The following is a 19,709-nucleotide window of genomic DNA, read 5'->3' as shown; positions in this document are numbered from 1 at the left end:
GCCCGCGCATCATGCCACGCGCCCCCGTGTCAGCGACAGCGCCGCCAGACCTGCGGCGACATGACCGAAAGCCGCCACGCCAAGCGCGGCCTGCCACGACGCATGACCGCCCAGCAGCGCCATCAATGCCGCGCCCCAGATGACCGCCGACAGCGGGATGGCCGCCGCCCAGAACCGCCACCCGCGCCAGCGTCCGGTGCATGCCCCGAAAACCAGCTGGAAGAACGCCAGCCCGACGATCGGCGGCAGCAGATAGGCCAGCGGCACCTGCGTGCCGAGCAAGGGCACGGTCTGCGCCGCCACCGCCGACAGGATGCCCGCCGCGCCCGCCAGCCCAAGTCCGGCCGACAGCAGATAGGCGGGCAGGGCGGGGATCATTCGAACTCCATGATCACGTCGTCGACCTTCAGGCTTTCGCCCGGCGCGGCATTGACGGATTTCACGATGCCCCGGCGTTCGGCGCGCAGGATGTTCTCCATCTTCATGGCCTCGACGGTGGCCAGCGCCTGACCCTCCTGAACCTCGTCCCCCTGGGCGACATTGATCGTCACGATCAGGCCGGGCATCGGGCACAGCAGGAACTTGGACGTGTCGGGCGGAAGTTTTTCGGGCATCAGCCGTGCCAGCTCCGCCGCACGGGGCCGACGCACATGCACGCGCAGGTCAGCCCCGCGCGCACGCAGGCGCAGCCCGGCGGCGATCTTGTCCACCTTCAGCACCAGGGGGCGTCCGTCCACCTCCAGCCGCGCCAGCGACTGGCCGGGGCGCCAATCACCCTCGACCCGGATCGTGCGCCCCGCGATGGCGACGTCGGCACCATGGGCATCGGCGGTGATGCGGACGGACCAGTCCTGCTTGTCCGCGAACACCACCCAATCGTCGCCCACATGGCGTTCGTGGTTGTTCAGGCGGCCGCTGATACGGGTGCGCCGGATCTCGGCCACGCGGTGCATGGCGGCGGCGGCGGCAGCGATGCGGAGCATCTCGTCCTCGGGCAGGGCCGCGCCGTGGAACCCGTCGGGATACTCCTCGGCGATGAAGGCGGTGGTGATGTCGCCCGCGACGAATTTCGGGTGATCCATCACCGCCGACAGGAAGGGCAGGTTATGCCCGATTCCCTCGACCTCGAAGGCGTCCAGCGCGGTGCGCATGGCCTCGATCGCCTCGCCGCGGGTCGGGGCCCAGGTGCACAGCTTGGCGATCATCGGGTCATAGAACATGCTGATCTCGCCGCCCTCATAGACGCCGGTGTCGTTCCTGACCGCGGCCGCACCCGTCGGCGCGCCATGGGCCAGCCACTTGCCCCCGGTCAGCATCGGCCCTGCGGCCACCTCGACCGGCGGGCGATAGCGGGTCAGGCGCCCGATGGAAGGCAGAAAACCGCGATAGGGGTCCTCGGCGTACAGCCGGCTCTCCATCGCCCACCCGGTGATCGTCAAGTCGGACTGCGCGAAGGGCAGCGGCTCTCCGGCCGCGACGCGGATCATCTGCTCGACCAGGTCGACGCCGGTGATCAGCTCGGTCACAGGGTGTTCCACCTGCAGGCGGGTGTTCATCTCCAGGAAATAGAAGTTGCGGCTTCCGTCGACGATGAATTCGACCGTGCCCGCGCTGGTGTATCCGACGGCCTTGGCCAGGGCCACGGCCTGCTGACCCATCGCCGCGCGGGTGGCCTCGTCCAGGAACGGCGACGGCGCCTCCTCGATGACCTTCTGGTTGCGGCGCTGGATCGAGCATTCGCGCTCGTGCAGATAGACTGCGTTGCCGTGCTGATCGGCCAGGACCTGGATCTCGATGTGGCGCGGCTGCGTCACGAATTTCTCGATGAAGATCCGGTCGTCGCCAAAGCTGTTGGCGGCCTCGTTTCTGGAGGACTGGAAACCCTCGCGCGCCTCCTCGTCGGACCAGGCGATGCGCATGCCCTTGCCGCCGCCGCCCGCGCTGGCCTTGATCATCACCGGATAGCCGATCTGGGCACTGATGGCCGCGGCCTCGTCCGCGTCCGCGATCAGGCCCATGTGTCCCGGAACCGTGCTGACCCCCGCGGCCTGCGCCAGCTTCTTCGAGGTGATCTTGTCGCCCATCTGCTCGATCGCGCCGGACGGGGGGCCGATGAAGACGACGCCCTCGGCCTCCAGCGCCTCTGCGAATTTCATGTTCTCGGACAGGAAGCCGTATCCGGGATGGACGGCCTCAACGCCGGTCCGGCGGATCGCATCCATGATCTTGTCGATCACGATATAGGACTGGTTGGCGGGGGCCGGGCCGATATGGACGGCCTCGTCCGCCATGCGCACATGCAGCGCATGGCGGTCGGCGTCGGAATAGACGGCGACGGTGGCGATGCCCATCTTGCGGGCGGTCTTGATGACACGGCAGGCGATCTCGCCCCGGTTGGCGATCAGGATCTTCTTGAACATGGGCTCCCCCCCAGGACGGAACGTGAAAAAGCCGCCCGAAGCGCAGGGCTCCGGACGGCTTTGCAGACGGTCGGCGCGCCGGGCGCGCCGATCAGCAGGTCACTGGCACAGACGGAAGTCGTTGCACAGCGCGCCAGCCGCGCCGCCGATGGCCGCGCCCTTGACGACGTTGGTGCCGCCGACCGATGCGACGGTCGCGCCGACGCCGGCGCCGATGAGCGCGCGGTCAGTGTCGGTCGGGTTGATGCCTTGGGTGCAGCCGGCGATGGCCGTGGTGCCGACCAGGGCAGCGATGGCAAGGAATTTGGACATGGTGAAGATCCCGTGGGTTGGGCGGCAGCCGCGTCAGGCGCGAGCTGCCGATAGGGTGAGAGGTTGCCGCAGCGATCAGTAACGACGCTGGCAGACACCGGCGTCGTCGCACAGCGCGCCGCCGACGGCACCGATCGCGGCGCCGGTTGCCAGGTCTTCGTCCAGGGCCTTCGCGATGACGGCACCGGCAACGGCACCGCCTGCGGCGCGCTGCGCGTCGGGCGAGATGCCGCCGCCCTGATAGCCGGGGGCGCAAGCCGAAAGACCGGCGGCAACCAGGGCCAGGCCGGCAACGCGAAGCGAGAAGAATTTCTGCATGATAGGAAACCTGTCGTAATGGGCCCGTCGGGGGCCGATGGGAGGTGGTAAGGGGTTATCGCATAGCTGATGCCTGCGTCAAACTGACATGCGTGTGACTTCAAGGGGTTCAGCATCAACCTGCGCATCAGTCGTCGTCGGCCTCGTCGTCGTCCCAGCCGTCCTGGTCGTCCCAGTCGAACTCCTGGGGAGCATCCTTGACGAACAGCTCGGGGAAGGCGGCCTCCGCCTCGGCCATGTCGACCTGCAGCAATTGGTCGTAATCGGCAGGGTCGAACTGGCCCACCGGCTTGACCTCGCGGCCGATCAGCCAGGACAGCCGACCGGCATCAAGATTGCCGCGGGGAAAGGGTTCGTCGCCGAAATGCGCGATCAGCGCCGAAAGAAAGCCCGCATCGGCGCGCTTGTCGGCGGGCCTGCGGTCCTTGAACCGCTCGCGGCGCGTGATGGGCGTTGCGCCCTTCTTGCGATTCTCGCGCCGGATGACGAATTGGAAATCGGTGCCGGGCAGACGCCCGGGAAAGCCGCGATGCTTCAGCATGGCAGGGCCCCTGTGCTGGGGCGCGCGGGCCGGATCGCTGCGCACGGGCAGGCTGGCCGCCCGCGCGCAATTGTCGGACGTCTCGTCTTAGCCGAATTTGCTGTTGTAGACAGGCTCGGTCGTGACGGGGTTGACCATGGGTGCGGCCGGGGCGGTCGGGACATAGACGTCGGCAGGCTGCTGGCGCTGGCACGCGGCGAAGGCGGAAACCAGCACGAGGCCGAGGATGATCTTTTTCGACATGGAAACATGCTCCTGTAGGGCGGGCGGTGTTGCGCCCGGCTGCTCGGGTTGTGGTCGGCTTGTTGATCTGCCGGCCTGCGCGGCATGATAGAGAAGCCCGCCGCGATCAGACAGGGACGCAGGAGGGCGGGCGCCAAAGCGCCGCCCCCCTGTGGCCCGGCTGCATCATTCACGACCTTGTGCATCGCGCGCCCGTCCCCGTCAGTCACAGCGGAATGTTGTCGTGCTTTTTCCACGGGTTCGTCAGCCGCTTGCCGCGCAGGCTGGCAAAGGCGCGGGCCACCCGGCGACGCGTCGACCGGGGCTGGATCACCTCGTCGATAAAGCCCTTTTCAGCGGCCACGAAGGGGTTGGCAAAGCGGTCCTCGTAATCCTTGGTGCGGGCGGCGATCTTGTCGGCATCGCCCAGTTCGCTGCGATACAGGATCTCGACCGCGCCCTTGACGCCCATCACCGCGATCTCGGCGGTGGGCCAGGCATAATTGAAATCGCCGCGCAGATGCTTCGACGCCATCACGTCATAGGCGCCGCCATAGGCCTTGCGGGTGATGACCGTGACCTTGGGCACCGTCGCCTCGCCATAGGCGAACAGCAGCTTTGCCCCATGCTTGATGACGCCGCCATATTCCTGGCCGGTCCCCGGCAGAAAGCCCGGAACGTCGACCAGCGTCAGGATCGGGATTTCGAACGCGTCGCAGAACCGCACGAAGCGCGCGGCCTTGCGCGAGCTGTCGATGTCCAGGCAACCGGCCAGCACCATCGGCTGGTTGGCGACGACCCCCACCGTTTGTCCCTCGATGCGGATGAAGCCGATGATGATGTTGCCCGCGAAATCCTTCTGGATCTCGTAGAAATCGCCCTCGTCCGCGACCTTGGCGATCAGCTCCTTCATGTCATAGGGCTGGTTCGGGTTGTCGGGGATCAGGGTGTCCAGGCTGGGCTCGATCCGCGCGGGGTCGTCGAAGAAGGGCCGGGTCGGGGCCTTTTCGCGGTTGTTCAGCGGCAGGAAGTCGAACAGCCGGCGGATCTCCGACAGCGCCTCGACGTCGTCTTGGAACGCGCCGTCCGCGACGGAGGATTTCCGGGTATGCGTGGACGCACCGCCCAGCTGTTCGGCGGTCACGACCTCGTTCGTGACCGTCTTGACCACGTCGGGCCCGGTCACGAACATGTAGGACGTGTCGCGCACCATGAAGATGAAGTCGGTCATCGCGGGCGAATAGACCGCGCCACCCGCACAGGGGCCCATGATCACGCTGATCTGCGGCACGACGCCCGATGCCAGCACGTTGCGCTGGAACACGTCGGCATAACCCGCAAGGCTGGCCACGCCCTCCTGGATGCGCGCGCCCCCCGAATCGTTCAGCCCGATCACCGGCGCGCCGTTCTGCATCGCCATGTCCATGATCTTGCAGATCTTCTGGGCATGAGTTTCCGACAGCGATCCGCCGAAGACGGTGAAGTCCTGAGAGAAGACATAGACCATGCGGCCGTTGATGGTGCCCCATCCGGTCACCACCCCGTCGCCTGCCGGGCGGTCGTCCTGCATGCCGAAATCGGTGCTGCGATGGGCGACGAACATGTCGAACTCCTCGAAGCTGTCCTCGTCCAGCAGCAGGTCGATGCGTTCGCGGGCGGTCAGCTTGCCGCGGGCGTGCTGGGCGTCGATGCGCCGCTGGCCGCCGCCAAGCCGGGCCTGCTGTCGGCGTTCTTCCAGCTGCTGCAGAATGTCCTTCATCGCGCCCTCCTGATCCGGTGCCCTAGGCTAGACTGCGATGCAGGTGCAGCAAAGACAATTCGGGGGAATTTGCAAAATATAGAAGCGAATGTTCATGCTAATTGCATATGTGCAAACACATGCTGCGGCAGCCTCTTGACGCGGGCCGGGCAGGGGGGCAAGCCACGCATATGGGATTGCAGATCGACATCGCGGCCATCGTGGCCAATCACGCGGCACTGGCCGCACTGGCCCCCGGCGCGCGTGCCGCCGCCGTGGTCAAAGCTGACGCCTATGGCCTGGGCGCCGACCGCGTCGCCCCGGCCCTCTATGCCGCCGGCGTGCGCGATTTCTTCGTGGCCCTGGCGCATGAGGGACGGGCGATCCGGCCGCTGCTGCCGCAGGACGCGCGCATCAACGTGCTGTCGGGGAACATGGAGGGTGCGGACCTGACCGGGCTGACCCCGGTCCTGAACAGCCCTGCGCAGTTCTTTCGTGATCGCGCCATGCGCCCCGGTCAGCCCTTCGCCATCCAGCTGGACACCGGGATGAACCGCCTTGGCATGGAGGCCGCTGAATGGGGCGCCATCCGGGACGAGGCGCTGGCCGCCGGACCGGCCTTCATCATGTCGCACCTGGCCTGCGCGGACGAGCCCGACCACCCCGCCAATGCGGCGCAGCTGTCCGCGTTCCGCGCAATGACCGATGGCTGTGACGTGCCGCGGTCGCTGGCCGCGACCGGGGGGATCCTGCTGGGACCGGATTACCATTTCGACATGGTGCGCCCCGGCGTGGGTCTGTACGGCGGGCTGCCCTTTGCGCAGGCCCGCGGCGTCGTCACACTGTCACTGCGCGTGATCCAGACCCGTGACGTGCGGAGGGGAGAGATGGTCGGTTATGGCGCCAGTTGGCACGCGCCGCGCGACTGTCGCATCGCCACCGTCGATGCGGGCTATGCCGACGGCATCCTGCGTTCGCTGTCGGGTAAGGGTGCGCAGCTGTTCGCCGCCGATGTGGCCTGTCCGGTCGTCGGGCGCGTGTCGATGGACCTGATCACGGTGGACGTCAGCGATCTGGATGCGGTGCCAGACCGGCTTGACCTGATCTGCGCGCATCAACCCATCGACCGTCTGGCCGACATCGCCGGCACCATCGGATACGAGGTGCTGACCTCGCTTGGGCTGCGCTACCAGCGGACCTATCTGTGACGCCCATCCGGGCGATCGGACGACCCGCCCTGCGCGCCACCCGGACCATCGGGGCGGTGGCGCTGTTCGCGATGCGGGGGCTGTCGGGGTTCGGGACACCCCGTGCAATCGTGCGCCAGGTGATGCAGATCGGCTGGCTGTCGCTGCCGGTCGTAGGGCTGACGGCGTTGTTCACCGGGGCGGCGCTGGCCCTGCAGATCCATTCGGGCGGAGAGCGGTTTCAGGCCGGCGACGTCGTCCCGGCAATCGTGGCCATCGGCATGGTTCGCGAACTGGGGCCCGTCCTGGGCGGCCTGATGGTCGCCGCCCGCGTCGCCAGCAGCATCGCCGCCGAGATCGGGACCATGCGCGTCACCGAACAGATCGACGCGTTGGTGACTCTGTCGACCGACCCGGTCCGCTGGCTGGTCACGCCCCGGCTGTGGGCGGCGATCCTGTGCATGCCGGTGCTGGTGGCCACGGGCGACATCATCGGCATCATGGGCGGCTGGCTGGTGGGCACGACGTCGCTTGGGTTCAATTCGGCCAGCTACATCGCGAACAGCTGGGCATATCTGGAGCCGTGGGACGTTACCTCTGGCCTGATCAAGGGGGCGGTCTTCGGACTGGTCATCGCGTTGTCGGGATGCTGGTTCGGCATGCGGTCGGGGCGCGGCGCGGCAGGCGTCGGACGGGCCACGACCAATGCGGTCGTCGCCGCCGCCGTCGGCATCCTGGCTGCGAACTTTGCGCTGACCGGGCTGTTCTTCGAATGATCCGGACCTTCGGCCTCAGCAAATCCTTTGGCGCCAAGCGGGTCCTCGACAGCGTCGATCTGAGCGTCGCCACGGGCGAGAGCCTGTGCGTGATCGGCCAGTCCGGCACCGGCAAGTCGGTCCTGCTGAAATGCATCCTGGGGCTGGAACGCCCCGATGCGGGGCAGGTGCTGTGGAACGGCCAGCCGCTGGACCGGGCACGCTTCATGGCGCGGTTCGGGATGCTGTTTCAGGGGGCGGCCCTGTTCGACAGCCTGTCGGTCTGGCAGAACGTCGCCTTCCGCCTGCGCCAGCGGATGGACGACCGCCGCGCCCGCGCTATCGCGCTGGACAAGCTGGCGCGCGTGGGGCTGGCTTCGGACATCGCCGACCTGATGCCCGCGCAGCTGTCGGGCGGCATGGCCAAGCGCGTCGGCCTGGCCCGCGCCATTGCCGACGACCCGGCGGTGATCTTCTTCGACGAACCGACTACCGGGTTGGACCCGATCCGCGCGCGGGCCATCGATGCGCTGATCCGCGGCATCGTGACCGAAACAGGGGCCACCGCGATCACCATCACGCATGACATGGCCAGCTGCCGGATCATCGGCGACCGTGTCGCGCTGTTGGCGGATGGTCGCATCGCGCATGACGGCCCGGTGGCGGACATGGACCGCGCGCCCGCCTTGGCCGGTTTTCTGGGAATCCCGTCTGCCGGGGTCAGTGATCATGCGCGATAAGGATGCAACTTTTGCACATGCTTGGCCGTTCTGCCACAAACGGGGGCAGTTGCGCCCAATTTACCACGAACATGAACTTGTGCGAATCCGACTGGCTTGCCACCATGGACCGACCAGATTGACCAGGAGAGACATTTGGGCCTGACCCCGACGCCACCCGTCACCGCGGCTTCTGCCGAAACCCTGCTTGAATTCCCCGACAACCGGCTGTTGATCGACCTGTGCGGTCCCAACGACCGCCATCTGGCCCGGATCGAGGAGGCACTTGGCGTCCATATCTTGCGTCGCGGCAACCAGATTGCCGTGGTCGGCGGCCCCGAGGCCCAGTCCGAGGCCGCGAACCTGCTTCGTGGCCTATATGCGCGGCTAGAACAGCACCGCCCCGTCGGCCCCGACGAGGTCGAGGCCGCATTGCGCATGGGGGTCGAACCCGCCACCGACGTGACCCCGGCCGAACAGCTGGAGATGTTCGCGCAGGGCAACTACGAACTGCGAACCCGCAAGAAGTCGGTCGAGCCGCGCACGGATGCGCAGAAATCGTATGTCCGGTCGCTGTTCCAGAACGAGCTGGCCTTTGGCATCGGGCCTGCGGGCACCGGCAAGACCTATCTGGCGGTGGCCGTGGGTGTGACGATGCTGATCGGCGGCCATGTCGACAAGATCATCCTGTCGCGCCCCGCCGTCGAGGCCGGGGAGCGGTTGGGCTTCCTGCCGGGCGACATGAAGGAGAAGGTCGATCCGTACATGCAGCCGCTCTACGACGCGCTAAACGACTTTCTTCCCGGAAAGCAGATGCAGAAGCTGATGGAGGAGAAGCGCATCGAGATCGCGCCCCTGGCCTTCATGCGCGGGCGCACCCTGTCGCGCGCCTTCGTCGTGCTGGACGAGGCTCAGAACGCCAGCAGCATGCAGATGAAGATGTTCCTGACCCGTCTTGGCGAAGGCTCGCGGATGGTCATTACCGGCGACCGCACCCAGATCGACCTGCCGCGCGGCATGATGTCGGGTCTGATGGACGCCGAGCGCATCCTGAAGGACGTCAAGGGCATCAGCTTCAGCTATTTCACCGCCGATGACGTCGTGCGCCACCCGCTTGTCGCGCGCATCATCAAGGCGTATGAGGTCGAGGACAACGCCGCCCTTGCCCGCGGTGAAACAGAGGAGCCGCGCGGCCAGTACGTTCCCCGCCGCGCATTCAGAAAAGATGCCTGACGAGATTTCCGTCGACTGCGTCATCGAGGATGACCGATGGCAGGCCGCCGGTCTTGAGGACCTGGCGGCCCTTGCCGTCACTGCCGCGCTGGACCACCACCGCTTGGGCGGGGAGGTGGTCGTCATGGGCTGCGACGACGCCCGCATCGCCGCGCTGAACGCCGATTTCCGCGGCAAGCCCCGGGCCACGAACGTGCTGTCATGGCCGTCGGTCGAGCATCTGCCGCATGATCCCGGTCAGGCGCCCGAGATGCCGGACGAGGAGGAACTGGGCGACATCGCGATCGCCTATGATACCTGCGCGGCCGAGGCCGAGGATCAGGGCAAGCCCTTCGACCATCACGTCCAGCACCTGCTGGTCCATGCGACCCTGCATCTGCTGGGTTACGACCATCTAAACGATCCCGATGCCGAACTGATGGAGGCGACCGAGCGCGCCATCCTGTCCCGGCTTGGCATTCCAGACCCTTACCAGGAGAAAGACCGATGAATTCCGAAAGCCGATTATCCGAGCCCGCTCCTCAGCCGGCCATCGAGGAGGTCACGGCGATCGCCGTCGACGGTGGCGCCACCGAGGAGAAGGAGGCCGGTAATGGCAAAGGATTCTTTGGCCGCGTGCTGTCGGCCCTGACAGGGTCCGAAAGCGGCGCGGACGACGATCATCAGGACCGCCATGTCGTGGGCACCCCCGGCTTGGTCAATCTGCGCCGCATGCGAGTCGATGACGTCGCCATCCCCAAGGTCGAGATCGTGGCCGCCCCCGCGAACCTGTCGCTGGAGGATCTGGTCGAGATGTTCCGTGAGCACGGGTTTTCACGGATGCCGGTCTTTCGCGGCACGCTGGACAGCCCGCTTGGCCTGATCCATCTCAAGGACCTGGCGCTGAAGCACGGGTTCGGTGCGGGGGGCAAATTTACCATGCGCCCGATGCTGCGGCCGTTGCTGTACGTTCCGCCCTCGATGCCCATCGGGGTGCTGCTGCAGCAGATGCAGACCAAGCGCATCCACATGGCGCTGGTCATCGACGAATACGGGGGCGTCGACGGGTTGGTCACCATCGAGGACCTGATCGAACAGGTGATCGGCGAGATCGAGGATGAGCATGACGAGGTCGAGGGCGGCTTGTGGGTGCATGAGAAGACCGGCCAGTGGCTGATCCAGGCCCGTGCCGCGCTGGACGATGTCGAGGCTGAGACCGGCCTGCGCTTGATCGGCGACGAGGACGAGGATATCGACACGCTTGGCGGTCTGATCTTCATGCTGGCGGGGCGCGTGCCGCTGCGTGGAGAGGTGATCGCCCATCCCTCGGGCGCCGAGTTCGAGGTCGTGGATGCCGATCCCCGTCGCCTGAAGCGGATCCGCCTGCGCATGCCCAGCATCAGCACGCCGTCCGATCGGAAAAGCGCCCAGTCCTGACGGGGCGGGGGGCGTACCGCCCCCGGTCCGTGTCGCGTCAGCTGGCCTCGAACCGGGCCAGCATCGCCTCGTAGAACAGGTCGCGCAGCGCATCCGTTTCCATCAGGATTTCGTGCTTGGCCCCCGGAATGGTCAGCAGCTCCGATTGCGGCCAGCGTGCGGCACGGTCCCGGATGGCCTGCGGCGACACGACCTTTTCCTCGCTGCCGACAGACACCAGCATCGGCATGTCGGGCGATGGAATGCGCGACAGGCGGGCGCATTCGTTCAGTGCCCTGCCAACCCAATCGAAGGTGGCGCCGCCGATGGTCAGGTCGGGCCAGGCCACGGCCTCGCGCACCAGCCGCGCCCATTCGTCACCATTGCTGGTCAGAAGGTTGGCGTTGAAGCTTTCGTCCAGAGGATAGGTGGTCGCCGCCCCGCCGCTGCCCGGTGCCGTCAGGCCGCCACGCCCCACGCGTCCGGCCAGATATGCGATGCCCAAGGCCACGCCCTGCTGCATCCGACGAAGATTGATGCCCCACATGGGCGCGGAGAACACCGCGCTCTGCACGGCCATGCCGCCCTCCAGCGCGGCCAACCCGATGCAGCCGCCCATCGAATGCGCCAGCAGATGCCACGGCCGGGGCAGGTCAAGCTGTTCCGCCGCCACGATCATCTCGACCACGTCGTGCTGGTAATCCGCGAAATCGCGGATATGGCCGGGGCGGGGATTGGGCTGCAGGCGGTCCGACATGCCCTGACCACGCCAGTCGATCGACAGGACGTCGTAACCCTCGGCCATCATGCGATGGGCGACAGGGGCGTATTTCTCGATATATTCGGTCCGCCCGGGGAACAGCAGTACGCTGCCGCGTGCCGCATCCGCGGGCCAATGCGCCATGCGCAGGCGGACCCCATCGCCCGCCTGCGCCCAGAAGGCGCGGGCGGGCTGCGACCGGTCATCCGGAAGCTGATGGAAGGGTGCCTGTTGCACGCGGGCGCTTAGGACAGCTTCTGGCCCAGCTGCATCGCGACGCCCATCGAGCCATCGATCTTCAGCTTGCCCATCATGAAGGCGGTGGCAGGGTTCACGTCGCCGTTCAGGATGCCCTCGAACGTCTCGCGGCTGGCCGTCAGGGTCACCTCGGCATCCTCGTCGCCGGCGCGCACGCCGTCTTCGTCGATCATGATCGCGCCTTCGCCGGTGATGACGAACTTTGCGACAGAATCGAAGCTGTCGATCTTTTCGCCCAGCTTCTGGACGGCCTTGGTCACGACTTCGCTCATTTCACGTCTCCTGGTGCGCTTTGTCTGGCGCCAGACCTGCGGCCTGGGCTACACCAGACATATGAACGCGGTCCGCCTGAATTTCCACTCTGCCGTCACGGCATTGCGTCACAAAGTTCTGACGATTTTCGTGGTTATTGCAAGCGTGGTACCGATCGCGGCCGCGGGCCAGGGGCTGGACGACGCCTTCGCGCGCCTGGCCCAGCCCGAGGGCGAGGGCTGGCGCATCGCGGAAAGCGACATCCTGCGTGAATGGTCGCGGTCCGGATCCCCGGCGATGGACCTGCTGCTGCAGCGGGGAGAGGCGGCGCTGGACATGGGGGACATCCCGTCGGCCATCGGTCATCTGACCGCGTTGACCGACCATGCCCCCGACTTTGCGGCAGGCTTCCAGACGCGGGCCGCGGCCTATGCGACGGCAGGTCAGTTCGGGCCCGCGCTGGCCGACCTGCGCCGCACGCTGGAGCTGGAGCCGCGCCACTTTGCGGCGCTGACCCAGCTGGGCGCCATGCTGGAGGAGATGGGCGACGACGCCCGCGCCCTGGCGGCCTATCGCGCCAGCCTGGCGATCCATCCCCACCAGCAGGAAGCCATCGATGGCCAGGCACGTCTGGAACACAAGCGCATCGGCACCGATATCTAAGGCATGAACATGACGACGCGCGGGCGGATCACCGCCATCCTGGGCCCGACCAATACGGGCAAGACCCACTACGCCATCCAGCGGATGCTGAACCACCGGTCGGGGGTGATCGGCCTGCCACTGCGCCTGCTGGCGCGCGAGGTCTATGACCGGATCGTGGCCGCGCGCGGCCCCTCGGTCGTGGCCCTGGTCACCGGAGAGGAGCGGATCGTTCCCGACCGCGTCCAGTACTGGGTCGCCACCACCGAGGCGATGCCCGACATCGCCACCGATTTCGTGGCCATCGACGAGATCCAACTGTGCGCCGATCCCGGACGCGGGCACGTGTTCACCGACCGACTGCTGCACATGCGCGGCACTGTCGAGACGCTGTTCCTGGGCAGCAGCACCATGCGCCCGACCATCGCGGCCCTGGTTCCCGAAACCCAGTTCGAGCGCAAGGAGCGGTTCTCGACCCTGTCATGGGCAGGATCGAAAAAGCTGTCCCGGATGCCGCCACGCAGCGCGATCGTGGGCTTCAGCGTCGACGACGTCTATGCGATGGCCGAGCTGATCCGTCGGCAGAAGGGGGGCTGCGCGGTCGTGATGGGGGCGCTGTCGCCCCGCACGCGCAATGCCCAGGTCGAGATGTACCAGAACGGCGAGGTCGACTATCTGGTGGCCACCGACGCCATTGGCATGGGTCTGAACCTGGACATCAAGCATGTTACCTTCAGCGCCACGCACAAGTTCGACGGCAAGCGGGTCCGCCCGCTTTTCCCCCACGAGATGGGCCAGATCGCAGGCCGGGCAGGGCGGCACACCGAATCCGGCACCTTCGGCGTCACTGGAGAGGCCGAGCCCCTGGACGAGGGACTGATCGACGCGCTGGAGAACCATCGGTTCGCCCCCATCAGCCGGCTGGTCTGGCGCAACGGCAAGCTGGATTTCGGCAGCATGGACCGGCTGGTGGAAAGCCTGGAGACCGGCCCCGGCCACGAGCTGCTGGCCCGCGGGCGCGAGGCCGACGACGTGGCGACGCTGAAGATCCTGCGCGACTTTCCCGAGATCAAGGACCGCATCCGCGGCGGCAAGGACGTGCGCCTGCTTTGGGACGTGTGCCGGGTGCCCGATTTCCGGGGAATCTCGACCATGGAACATGCGACTTTGCTGGCGCGGATCTTCGGTTTCCTGCAGGATGGACATATCCCGGCGGATTGGCTTGGCCGGGCCATCGAACGCATCGACCGGACCGCCGGCGACATCGACGCCATCTCGAAGCGGTTGGCATATATCCGCACCTGGACCTATGTCGCGCAAAGAACGGGCTGGGTGGCGGACGAAAAGCATTGGCGCGGGGAAACGCGCGCTGTAGAAGACCGCCTGTCGGACGCGCTGCACGCGGCCCTGACCCAACGATTTGTGGACCGGCGCACATCCGTGCTTCTGCGCCGGCTCAAGCAGAAGGAGAGCCTGGTGGCCGAAGTGAATGACAAGGGCGAAGTGACGGTCGAGGGCGAATTCGCCGGCCGCCTGGAGGGCTTCCGCTTCCGCCCCGACCAGACCGCATCGGCGGACGAGGCCAGGATGCTGAGCCGCGCCAGCTATGACGCGCTCAAGCCCGAATTCCATCTGCGTGCGGACCGTTTCTACAACGCGCCCGACACCGAGATGGACTATACCGAACAGGGCGGCCTGATGTGGGGCAGCCAGGCGGTCGGCAAGCTGGTTAAGGGCGCCGATCCGCTGCTTCCCGGCGTCGAGGTCTTCGTCGACGAGGATGCCGGTCCCGAGATCGCCGACAAGGTCCGCCGCCGGGCCCAGCATTTCATCGACCGCAAGATCGCCGCGCTGTACGAGCCGCTGCTGACTTTGCAGAAGGACGAGGCGCTGACCGGTCTGGCCCGCGGCTTTGCCTTCCGGCTGGTCGAGGCGCTTGGGATTCTGCCCCGCGACGGCATCGCCGCCGAGGTCAAGGAACTGGACCAGGAATCGCGCGGCATGCTGCGCAAGCATGGCGTCCGCTTTGGCCAGTTCACCATCTTCCTGCCCGCGCTGCTGAAGCCCGCGCCGACGCGGCTGCGTCTGGTCCTGTGGTCGCTGCACGAGGGGCTGTCCGAATTCCCGGAAAGCCCGCCGCCAGGTTTGGTCACCATCCCGCATCTGCCGGTCGTGCCCGATCAGGTCTATGCGCTGTCGGGCTATCGCCCCGCGGGCGACCGGGCGATCCGCATCGACATGCTGGAGCGGCTGGCCGACCTGCTGCGCGCCCAGGACACCCGCGGCGGGTTCGAGGCCAATACCGACATGCTGTCGATCACCGGCATGACGCTGGAGCAGTTTTCGGGCCTGATGCAGGGCCTGGGCTATTCTGCCGACAGGGGCGAGCGTGCCAAGGTCAAGGCGACCGAGACCCCGGCCGTCGTGTCCACCCCCGAGGCTGACGGCTCTGACGCGCCGATGACCGAGGAGGAATCGGTCCTGGCCGCCGAGACCCGCGCCAAGTGGGAGGCCGAGCAAGCCGAAAAGCGGAAGGCGGACGCCCCTGAGGTCGATGCTGTCGACGCGGAGCCCGAGACCGCCGCCGAGGTCGCACCCCCGGAGATGGAGGTGTTCTATACCTTCAAATGGGCGCCCAAGCCGCGCGGCAACCGTCGCCCGCAGGGGGACCGCGGCCAGGCCGAGCGTCCCCAGGGTGATCGCCCGCAGGGCCAGCGCCGCGGCCCGCGCCGCGATGGCGCCCCGCGCGACGGTCAGTCCAAGGATGCGGCCCCGGCAGGGGATCGCCCACAGGGCGAACGTCGCGATCGCAACGGCAAGCCCAGCGGCAAGTTCGGTGGCCCCAAGAAGGGCGGCAAGCCGTCGCACCAGGCTCCCCAGACCTTCTCCTCGCGTCCCGAGAAGAAGGCCGATCCGGACAGCCCCTTTGCGATCCTAGCCCAGCTGAAGGACAAGACCTGACTTGACCGAGGCCGCCGCCGGCCTTCGGCTGGACAAATGGCTGTGCCATGCGCGGATCTTCAAGACGCGCGGCCTGGCCGCCGCCCGCATCGAGGCGGGCGGCATCCGGGTCAACACCCAGCCCTGCCGCAAGCCGGGGCGCGCCGTGCGGCCCGGCGACGTGCTGACGGTATCCGCCTATCAGCGTGTGCGGGTGCTGACCGTGCTGGGCCTGTCGGACCGGCGCGGCCCGGCCCCCGAGGCGCAGCTGCTGTATCGCGAAGACTTGATTGATCCCCCGGGAATGTCTAGGTGAGAGCCCGAACAGACCAGACGAAAGCGCCCCGATGACCTATGTCGTGACTGACAACTGCATCATGTGCAAATACACTGATTGCGTCGAAGTGTGCCCCGTGGACTGCTTCTACGAGGGCGAGAACACGTTGGTCATCCATCCCGACGAATGCATCGACTGTGGCGTCTGCGAACCGGAATGCCCCGCAGACGCGATCCGCCCGGATACCGAGCCGGCGATGGAAAGCTGGGTCGAGTTCAACCGCAAATATTCCGAGCTGTGGCCGGTGATCACCCGGAAGAAGGATCCCCTGCCGACCGCCGCCGAGATGGACGGTCAGGAAGGCAAGCTGGAAAAGTATTTCTCGGAAACGCCCGGCGAAGGCGATTGATTCGACAGGGCAGGACCTGCAAGGTCCTGTTTCGCCGCCATTAAAGGCCCAGACAATGCCGATGTGCCGCCCGAAAGGCGGTGCTTTTTTTGGCGTCATTTTTGTGTTATAGTCCCTTATGTCGCGCCTTGTGCTGCTGCTTGTCAACAGGACTGTGTCGCATCCCAAACTGCCGGATCCGTGCCGACTGCAGGCAGGGGTCGTCAAACATGATCGAAAACGGACCGAGGGTGGCCTTGCCCCCCCCTGCGGCCCTTTGTGCCCGTCTCGCGGGCACATGTCAGAGGAAGCCAGATGTCGAAATCGAAGAAGAACGAATTCCGCCCCGATGACTTTGTTGTCTATCCGGCCCATGGGGTCGGTCGTATCGTATCGATCGAGGAACAGGAGGTCGCGGGCCTGCGGCTGGAGATGTTCGTGATCTCGTTCGACAAGGACAAGATGACCCTGCGCGTGCCCACTGCCCGCGCCAGCGAGATCGGCATGCGCAGCCTGTCGACCCCCGACCTGATCGACCGCGCGCTGGAGACCCTGAAGGGCAAGGCCCGCGTCAAGCGCGCGATGTGGTCGCGCCGGGCGCAGGAGTATGAGCAGAAGATCCATTCCGGCGACCTGCTGTCCATCGCCGAGGTCGTGCGCGACCTGCACCGCTGCGACGATCAGCGCGAACAGTCCTATTCCGAGCGTCAGCTGTACGAGGCCGCCCTCGACCGCCTGACTCGCGAAGTCGCGGCCGTCGGCGGTCTTGACGAAGGCGGCGCGCAGAAGCGGGTGGGCGAAGTCCTGCTGACCCGCGCTGCCTGACCGCTGACCACGACGACCCCAAGGGCGCCCCGACCGGGCGCCCTTTCGCTTTGGTGGACCGTTGTGCCGAACGTGGACAACGCTGCCCCGCCTGCCTATAAGGCGGCCATCCATACCTAACACCCTTCGAGGCGCATCATGATCAAGGTCTTCGGCCACACTTCCCCCGACACGGATTCCACCGGCTCGCCCATCATCTGGGCCTGGTATCTGAACGAGTGCCGCAAGACCCCGGCCGAGGCCGTGCTGCAGGGAGAGCCGAATACCGAGGCGTTGTGGATGCTGGACCGCTGGAACCTGTCCAAGCCGCGCATCATCGACGACGTGACCGCCGACGACGTCTGCGTGATCGTTGACACCAACAACCCCGCCGAACTGCCCGCCAACCTGGAGCATGCCGAGGTGATCGAGATCATCGACCACCACCTGCTCGCCGGCGGCATCAAGACCCGTGCGCCGATCAACATCACGATCCGCCCGCTGGCCTGCACCGCGACGATCATGCACGACCTGATCGGCGACGATCTGGCGCAGGCCCCCGAAGGGATCAAGGGCGCGATGCTGACCTGTATCCTGTCGGACACGCTGGAATTCCGCAGCCCGACCACCACGCAGTATGACCGCGCCGTGGCCGAGAAGCTGGCTGCCGATCTGGGCGTGGACATCGCCGAGTTCGCCGCCGAGATGTTTGCCGCGAAATCCGATGTCAGCGCCTTCAGCGAGGCTGCGCTGCTGAAGATGGACAGCAAGGAATACGAACTGGGCGGCAAGCAGCTGCGCATCTCGGTCCTCGAGACGACCGCGCCGCAGGTGATCCTGGACCGCAAGGATGCCCTGATCGCCGCCATGCCCGCCGTCGCCGCCGAAGACGGTGCGGACGAGGTCATGCTGTTCGTGGTCGACATCCTGCGCGAACAGGCGACGCTGCTGGTGCCCAACGACTATGTCAAGTTCGTGGCCGAGCGCAGCTTTGGCGTCACTGTCACCGGTGACACCGTCGTCCTGCCCGGCGTCATGAGCCGCAAGAAGCAGATCATTCCGGTCTTGGCCGTCTGATGACCCGCATCATTTCGTCGCTGGCCGAGGTCTCGGCCAGCTATGACGCGCTGTTCTGCGATCTGTGGGGCTGCCTGCACAACGGCAAGCAGCCCTTTCCGGCTGCGGTCGCGGCGCTGCAGGCGTTCCGCGCGCAGGGTGGCCAGGTCTGCCTGATGACCAACGCCCCGCGCCCGAACCAGTACGTGATCGCTCAGCTGGACCGCATGGGCGTGCCGCGCGATGCCTGGGATCTGGTCGTCAGTTCCGGCGACGCGGCGCAGGACGCGATGTTCGCAGGCGCCGTCGGGCGGAACGTCTGGCATATCGGGATCGAGAAGGACCATGGGTTCTTTACCGACATTCCTGACGCCCATCGCGATGCGGCGCCCATCCGGCGCGTGCCGCTGGAGCAGGCCGAGGGGATCATCGCCTCGGGTCCGTTCGACGAGCTGAACGAGACGCCCGAAGATTACCGCGACCGGTTCCAGGGGGCGGTTGACCGCGGTCTGCCGATGCTGTGCGCGAACCCCGACATCGTCGTCGACATGGGCGAGACCCGCATCTATTGCGCGGGCGCATTGGCCGATTTCTATCAGTCGCTTGGCGGGACGGCGCTGTATTACGGCAAGCCGCATGCGCCGATCTATGACCGGGCGCGGGCGCTGATGGGGTTGGGCCCCGACGCGCGGTATCTTGCGGTGGGCGATGGCATCGCCACCGACATCGCGGGTGCCGAGGCGCAGGGGATCGATTCGATCTTCGTCACCGGAGGTCTGGCCGCGGATGCCTTTGGCCCGGACGTCGAACAGCCCGATGTCGGGATGCTGCCTGAATGGCTGGGATCGCAGGGACGGGCGCCGACCTTCGCGATCGGGCGGCTGCGCTGAGGCGACGCGGCCCGCGATTCGCGGGCCGCGGCGCAACAATGGAACGCATACCGAAGGCATTCGGAAATATTGTTGCCATCCATGCTTTGTGCTGCTATGCAGCATGAGGCATGGATCATGGCATTCCGGATGAGCAGCAAGATGTTGGACAATCTTCCACGCGGAACCATCGTCATCGAGGATCTGGAGATCGGCATGGTCCGGCACCTGCAAAAGCAGGTGACCGATCGCGACATCGAGCTGTTCGCCGAGGTGTCGACCGACCGGAACCCGGTCCATCTGGACGACGCTTATGCGCAGGATACGATCTTCGAGGGCCGGATCGCCCACGGCATGCTGACCGCGGGGCTGATTTCTGCGGTGATCGGCGAACAGCTGCCCGGTCACGGTACCGTCTATCTGGGCCAGACGCTGAAGTTCATGGCCCCAGTGCGCCCCGGCGACATGGTCCGCGCCGAGGTCGAGGTTCAGGCCATTGACCATGCGAAACGGCGGGTCACGCTTGCAACCCGCTGCCTCGTCGGCGATACGGTCGTCTTGAAAGGCGAGGCGGTCGTGCTGGCCCCAAGCCGCAAGTTCGACTGAGGGGTGCGTGGCGCCCT

Annotated in this window: 23 protein-coding genes; 14 read left to right on the top strand and 9 right to left on the bottom strand. The window is 66.6% G+C overall.

Going from position 1 to position 19,709, the window contains the following annotated elements; genetic code table 11:
- Positions 1-9 precede the first annotated feature (9 nt).
- The 7 genes from EOJ32_RS11105 to EOJ32_RS11080 form a co-directional block, all read right to left on the bottom strand.
- Positions 10-378, bottom strand: coding sequence for a hypothetical protein (locus EOJ32_RS11105; RefSeq protein ID WP_127898600.1), 369 nt, complete (start codon positions 376-378; stop codon positions 10-12).
- Positions 375-2,420, bottom strand: coding sequence for an acetyl/propionyl/methylcrotonyl-CoA carboxylase subunit alpha (locus EOJ32_RS11100; protein ID WP_127898599.1), 2,046 nt, complete (start codon positions 2,418-2,420; stop codon positions 375-377). The genes EOJ32_RS11105 and EOJ32_RS11100 overlap by 4 nt, the downstream gene beginning before the upstream one ends.
- A 99-nt stretch (positions 2,421-2,519) precedes the next feature.
- Entirely contained in the window at positions 2,520-2,732 is a 213-nt protein-coding gene (locus EOJ32_RS11095) for a hypothetical protein (protein WP_042246739.1), read from the bottom strand.
- 75 nt (positions 2,733-2,807) lie between these two features.
- Positions 2,808-3,050, bottom strand: a complete 243-nt coding sequence (locus tag EOJ32_RS11090; RefSeq protein ID WP_045999109.1) for a hypothetical protein — start codon at positions 3,048-3,050, stop codon at positions 2,808-2,810.
- A gap of 127 nt (positions 3,051-3,177) precedes the next feature.
- On the bottom strand, positions 3,178-3,591 hold the full coding sequence (locus EOJ32_RS11085) for a hypothetical protein (RefSeq protein WP_045983965.1): 414 nt from the start codon (positions 3,589-3,591) through the stop codon (positions 3,178-3,180).
- An 87-nt stretch (positions 3,592-3,678) separates the two neighbouring features.
- A complete protein-coding gene (locus EOJ32_RS20145) occupies positions 3,679-3,834 on the bottom strand; it encodes a hypothetical protein (RefSeq protein ID WP_157001723.1) in 156 nt (51 codons plus the stop codon).
- Between the two features lie 205 nt (positions 3,835-4,039).
- Positions 4,040-5,572, bottom strand: coding sequence for an acyl-CoA carboxylase subunit beta (locus EOJ32_RS11080; RefSeq protein WP_127898598.1), 1,533 nt, complete (start codon positions 5,570-5,572; stop codon positions 4,040-4,042).
- Positions 5,573-5,691: 119 nt separating this feature from the next.
- Between EOJ32_RS11080 and alr the strand changes: the two genes are divergently transcribed.
- From alr to EOJ32_RS11050, 6 genes are all read left to right on the top strand, one after another.
- Positions 5,692-6,759 (top strand): alanine racemase, encoded by a 1,068-nt coding sequence (gene alr / locus EOJ32_RS11075; protein ID WP_240542411.1) that lies wholly within the window; start codon positions 5,692-5,694, stop codon positions 6,757-6,759.
- Positions 6,756-7,514, top strand: coding sequence for an ABC transporter permease (locus EOJ32_RS11070; protein WP_127898596.1), 759 nt, complete (start codon positions 6,756-6,758; stop codon positions 7,512-7,514). The genes alr and EOJ32_RS11070 overlap by 4 nt, the downstream gene beginning before the upstream one ends.
- The gene (locus EOJ32_RS11065) at positions 7,511-8,233 is read left to right on the top strand and encodes an ABC transporter ATP-binding protein (RefSeq protein WP_127898595.1); all 723 of its coding nucleotides are present in this window, start codon (positions 7,511-7,513) and stop codon (positions 8,231-8,233) included. The genes EOJ32_RS11070 and EOJ32_RS11065 overlap by 4 nt, the downstream gene beginning before the upstream one ends.
- 135 nt (positions 8,234-8,368) lie before the next feature.
- Positions 8,369-9,445, top strand: a complete 1,077-nt coding sequence (locus EOJ32_RS11060; protein ID WP_127898594.1) for a PhoH family protein — start codon at positions 8,369-8,371, stop codon at positions 9,443-9,445.
- Positions 9,438-9,935: an rRNA maturation RNase YbeY gene (gene ybeY, locus EOJ32_RS11055; protein ID WP_045983969.1), complete on the top strand. Its 498-nt coding sequence runs from the start codon at positions 9,438-9,440 to the stop codon at positions 9,933-9,935. Before EOJ32_RS11060 ends, ybeY begins: the two co-directional genes overlap by 8 nt.
- The gene (locus tag EOJ32_RS11050) at positions 9,932-10,861 is read left to right on the top strand and encodes a hemolysin family protein (RefSeq protein WP_084693645.1); all 930 of its coding nucleotides are present in this window, start codon (positions 9,932-9,934) and stop codon (positions 10,859-10,861) included. The genes ybeY and EOJ32_RS11050 overlap by 4 nt, the downstream gene beginning before the upstream one ends.
- A 37-nt stretch (positions 10,862-10,898) precedes the next feature.
- Here the strand turns inward: EOJ32_RS11050 and EOJ32_RS11045 are convergent, their stop codons facing one another.
- Positions 10,899-11,837, bottom strand: coding sequence for an alpha/beta fold hydrolase (locus EOJ32_RS11045; RefSeq protein ID WP_127898593.1), 939 nt, complete (start codon positions 11,835-11,837; stop codon positions 10,899-10,901).
- An 8-nt stretch (positions 11,838-11,845) separates the two neighbouring features.
- Positions 11,846-12,130 carry an SCP2 sterol-binding domain-containing protein gene (locus tag EOJ32_RS11040; RefSeq protein ID WP_042246766.1) on the bottom strand — a complete coding sequence of 95 codons (285 nt, stop codon included), beginning with the start codon at positions 12,128-12,130 and terminating at the stop codon, positions 11,846-11,848.
- A gap of 130 nt (positions 12,131-12,260) precedes the next feature.
- Here EOJ32_RS11040 and EOJ32_RS11035 point away from each other — a divergent pair, with 130 nt between their 5' ends.
- The 8 genes from EOJ32_RS11035 to EOJ32_RS11000 all read left to right on the top strand — a co-directional run bounded on the left by EOJ32_RS11035 (position 12,261) and on the right by EOJ32_RS11000 (position 19,692).
- A complete protein-coding gene (locus EOJ32_RS11035) occupies positions 12,261-12,773 on the top strand; it encodes a tetratricopeptide repeat protein (protein ID WP_232303246.1) in 513 nt (170 codons plus the stop codon).
- 9 nt (positions 12,774-12,782) lie between these two features.
- A complete protein-coding gene (locus tag EOJ32_RS11030) occupies positions 12,783-15,713 on the top strand; it encodes a helicase-related protein (protein ID WP_127898592.1) in 2,931 nt (976 codons plus the stop codon).
- Between the two features lies 1 nt (position 15,714).
- Positions 15,715-16,008, top strand: a complete 294-nt coding sequence (locus EOJ32_RS11025; protein ID WP_127898591.1) for an RNA-binding S4 domain-containing protein — start codon at positions 15,715-15,717, stop codon at positions 16,006-16,008.
- 31 nt (positions 16,009-16,039) lie between these two features.
- The gene (fdxA, locus tag EOJ32_RS11020; RefSeq protein WP_045999118.1) at positions 16,040-16,378 is read left to right on the top strand and encodes a ferredoxin FdxA; all 339 of its coding nucleotides are present in this window, start codon (positions 16,040-16,042) and stop codon (positions 16,376-16,378) included.
- A gap of 294 nt (positions 16,379-16,672) precedes the next feature.
- Positions 16,673-17,182, top strand: coding sequence for a CarD family transcriptional regulator (locus tag EOJ32_RS11015; protein ID WP_042246772.1), 510 nt, complete (start codon positions 16,673-16,675; stop codon positions 17,180-17,182).
- Between the two features lie 138 nt (positions 17,183-17,320).
- Positions 17,321-18,238, top strand: a complete 918-nt coding sequence (locus tag EOJ32_RS11010; protein WP_127898590.1) for a manganese-dependent inorganic pyrophosphatase — start codon at positions 17,321-17,323, stop codon at positions 18,236-18,238.
- A complete protein-coding gene (locus EOJ32_RS11005; protein ID WP_127898589.1) occupies positions 18,238-19,107 on the top strand; it encodes a TIGR01459 family HAD-type hydrolase in 870 nt (289 codons plus the stop codon). The genes EOJ32_RS11010 and EOJ32_RS11005 overlap by 1 nt, the downstream gene beginning before the upstream one ends.
- Positions 19,108-19,248: 141 nt before the next feature.
- Positions 19,249-19,692: a MaoC family dehydratase gene (locus tag EOJ32_RS11000; protein WP_127898588.1), complete on the top strand. Its 444-nt coding sequence runs from the start codon at positions 19,249-19,251 to the stop codon at positions 19,690-19,692.
- Positions 19,693-19,709 lie beyond the last annotated feature (17 nt).

The organism is Paracoccus sp. Arc7-R13, assembly GCF_004010775.1.
GTDB classification, from domain to species: domain Bacteria; phylum Pseudomonadota; class Alphaproteobacteria; order Rhodobacterales; family Rhodobacteraceae; genus Paracoccus; species Paracoccus marcusii.
The sequence above is the reverse complement of the archived record's forward strand: the minus strand, read 5'-3'. Positions and strand labels throughout refer to the sequence as shown.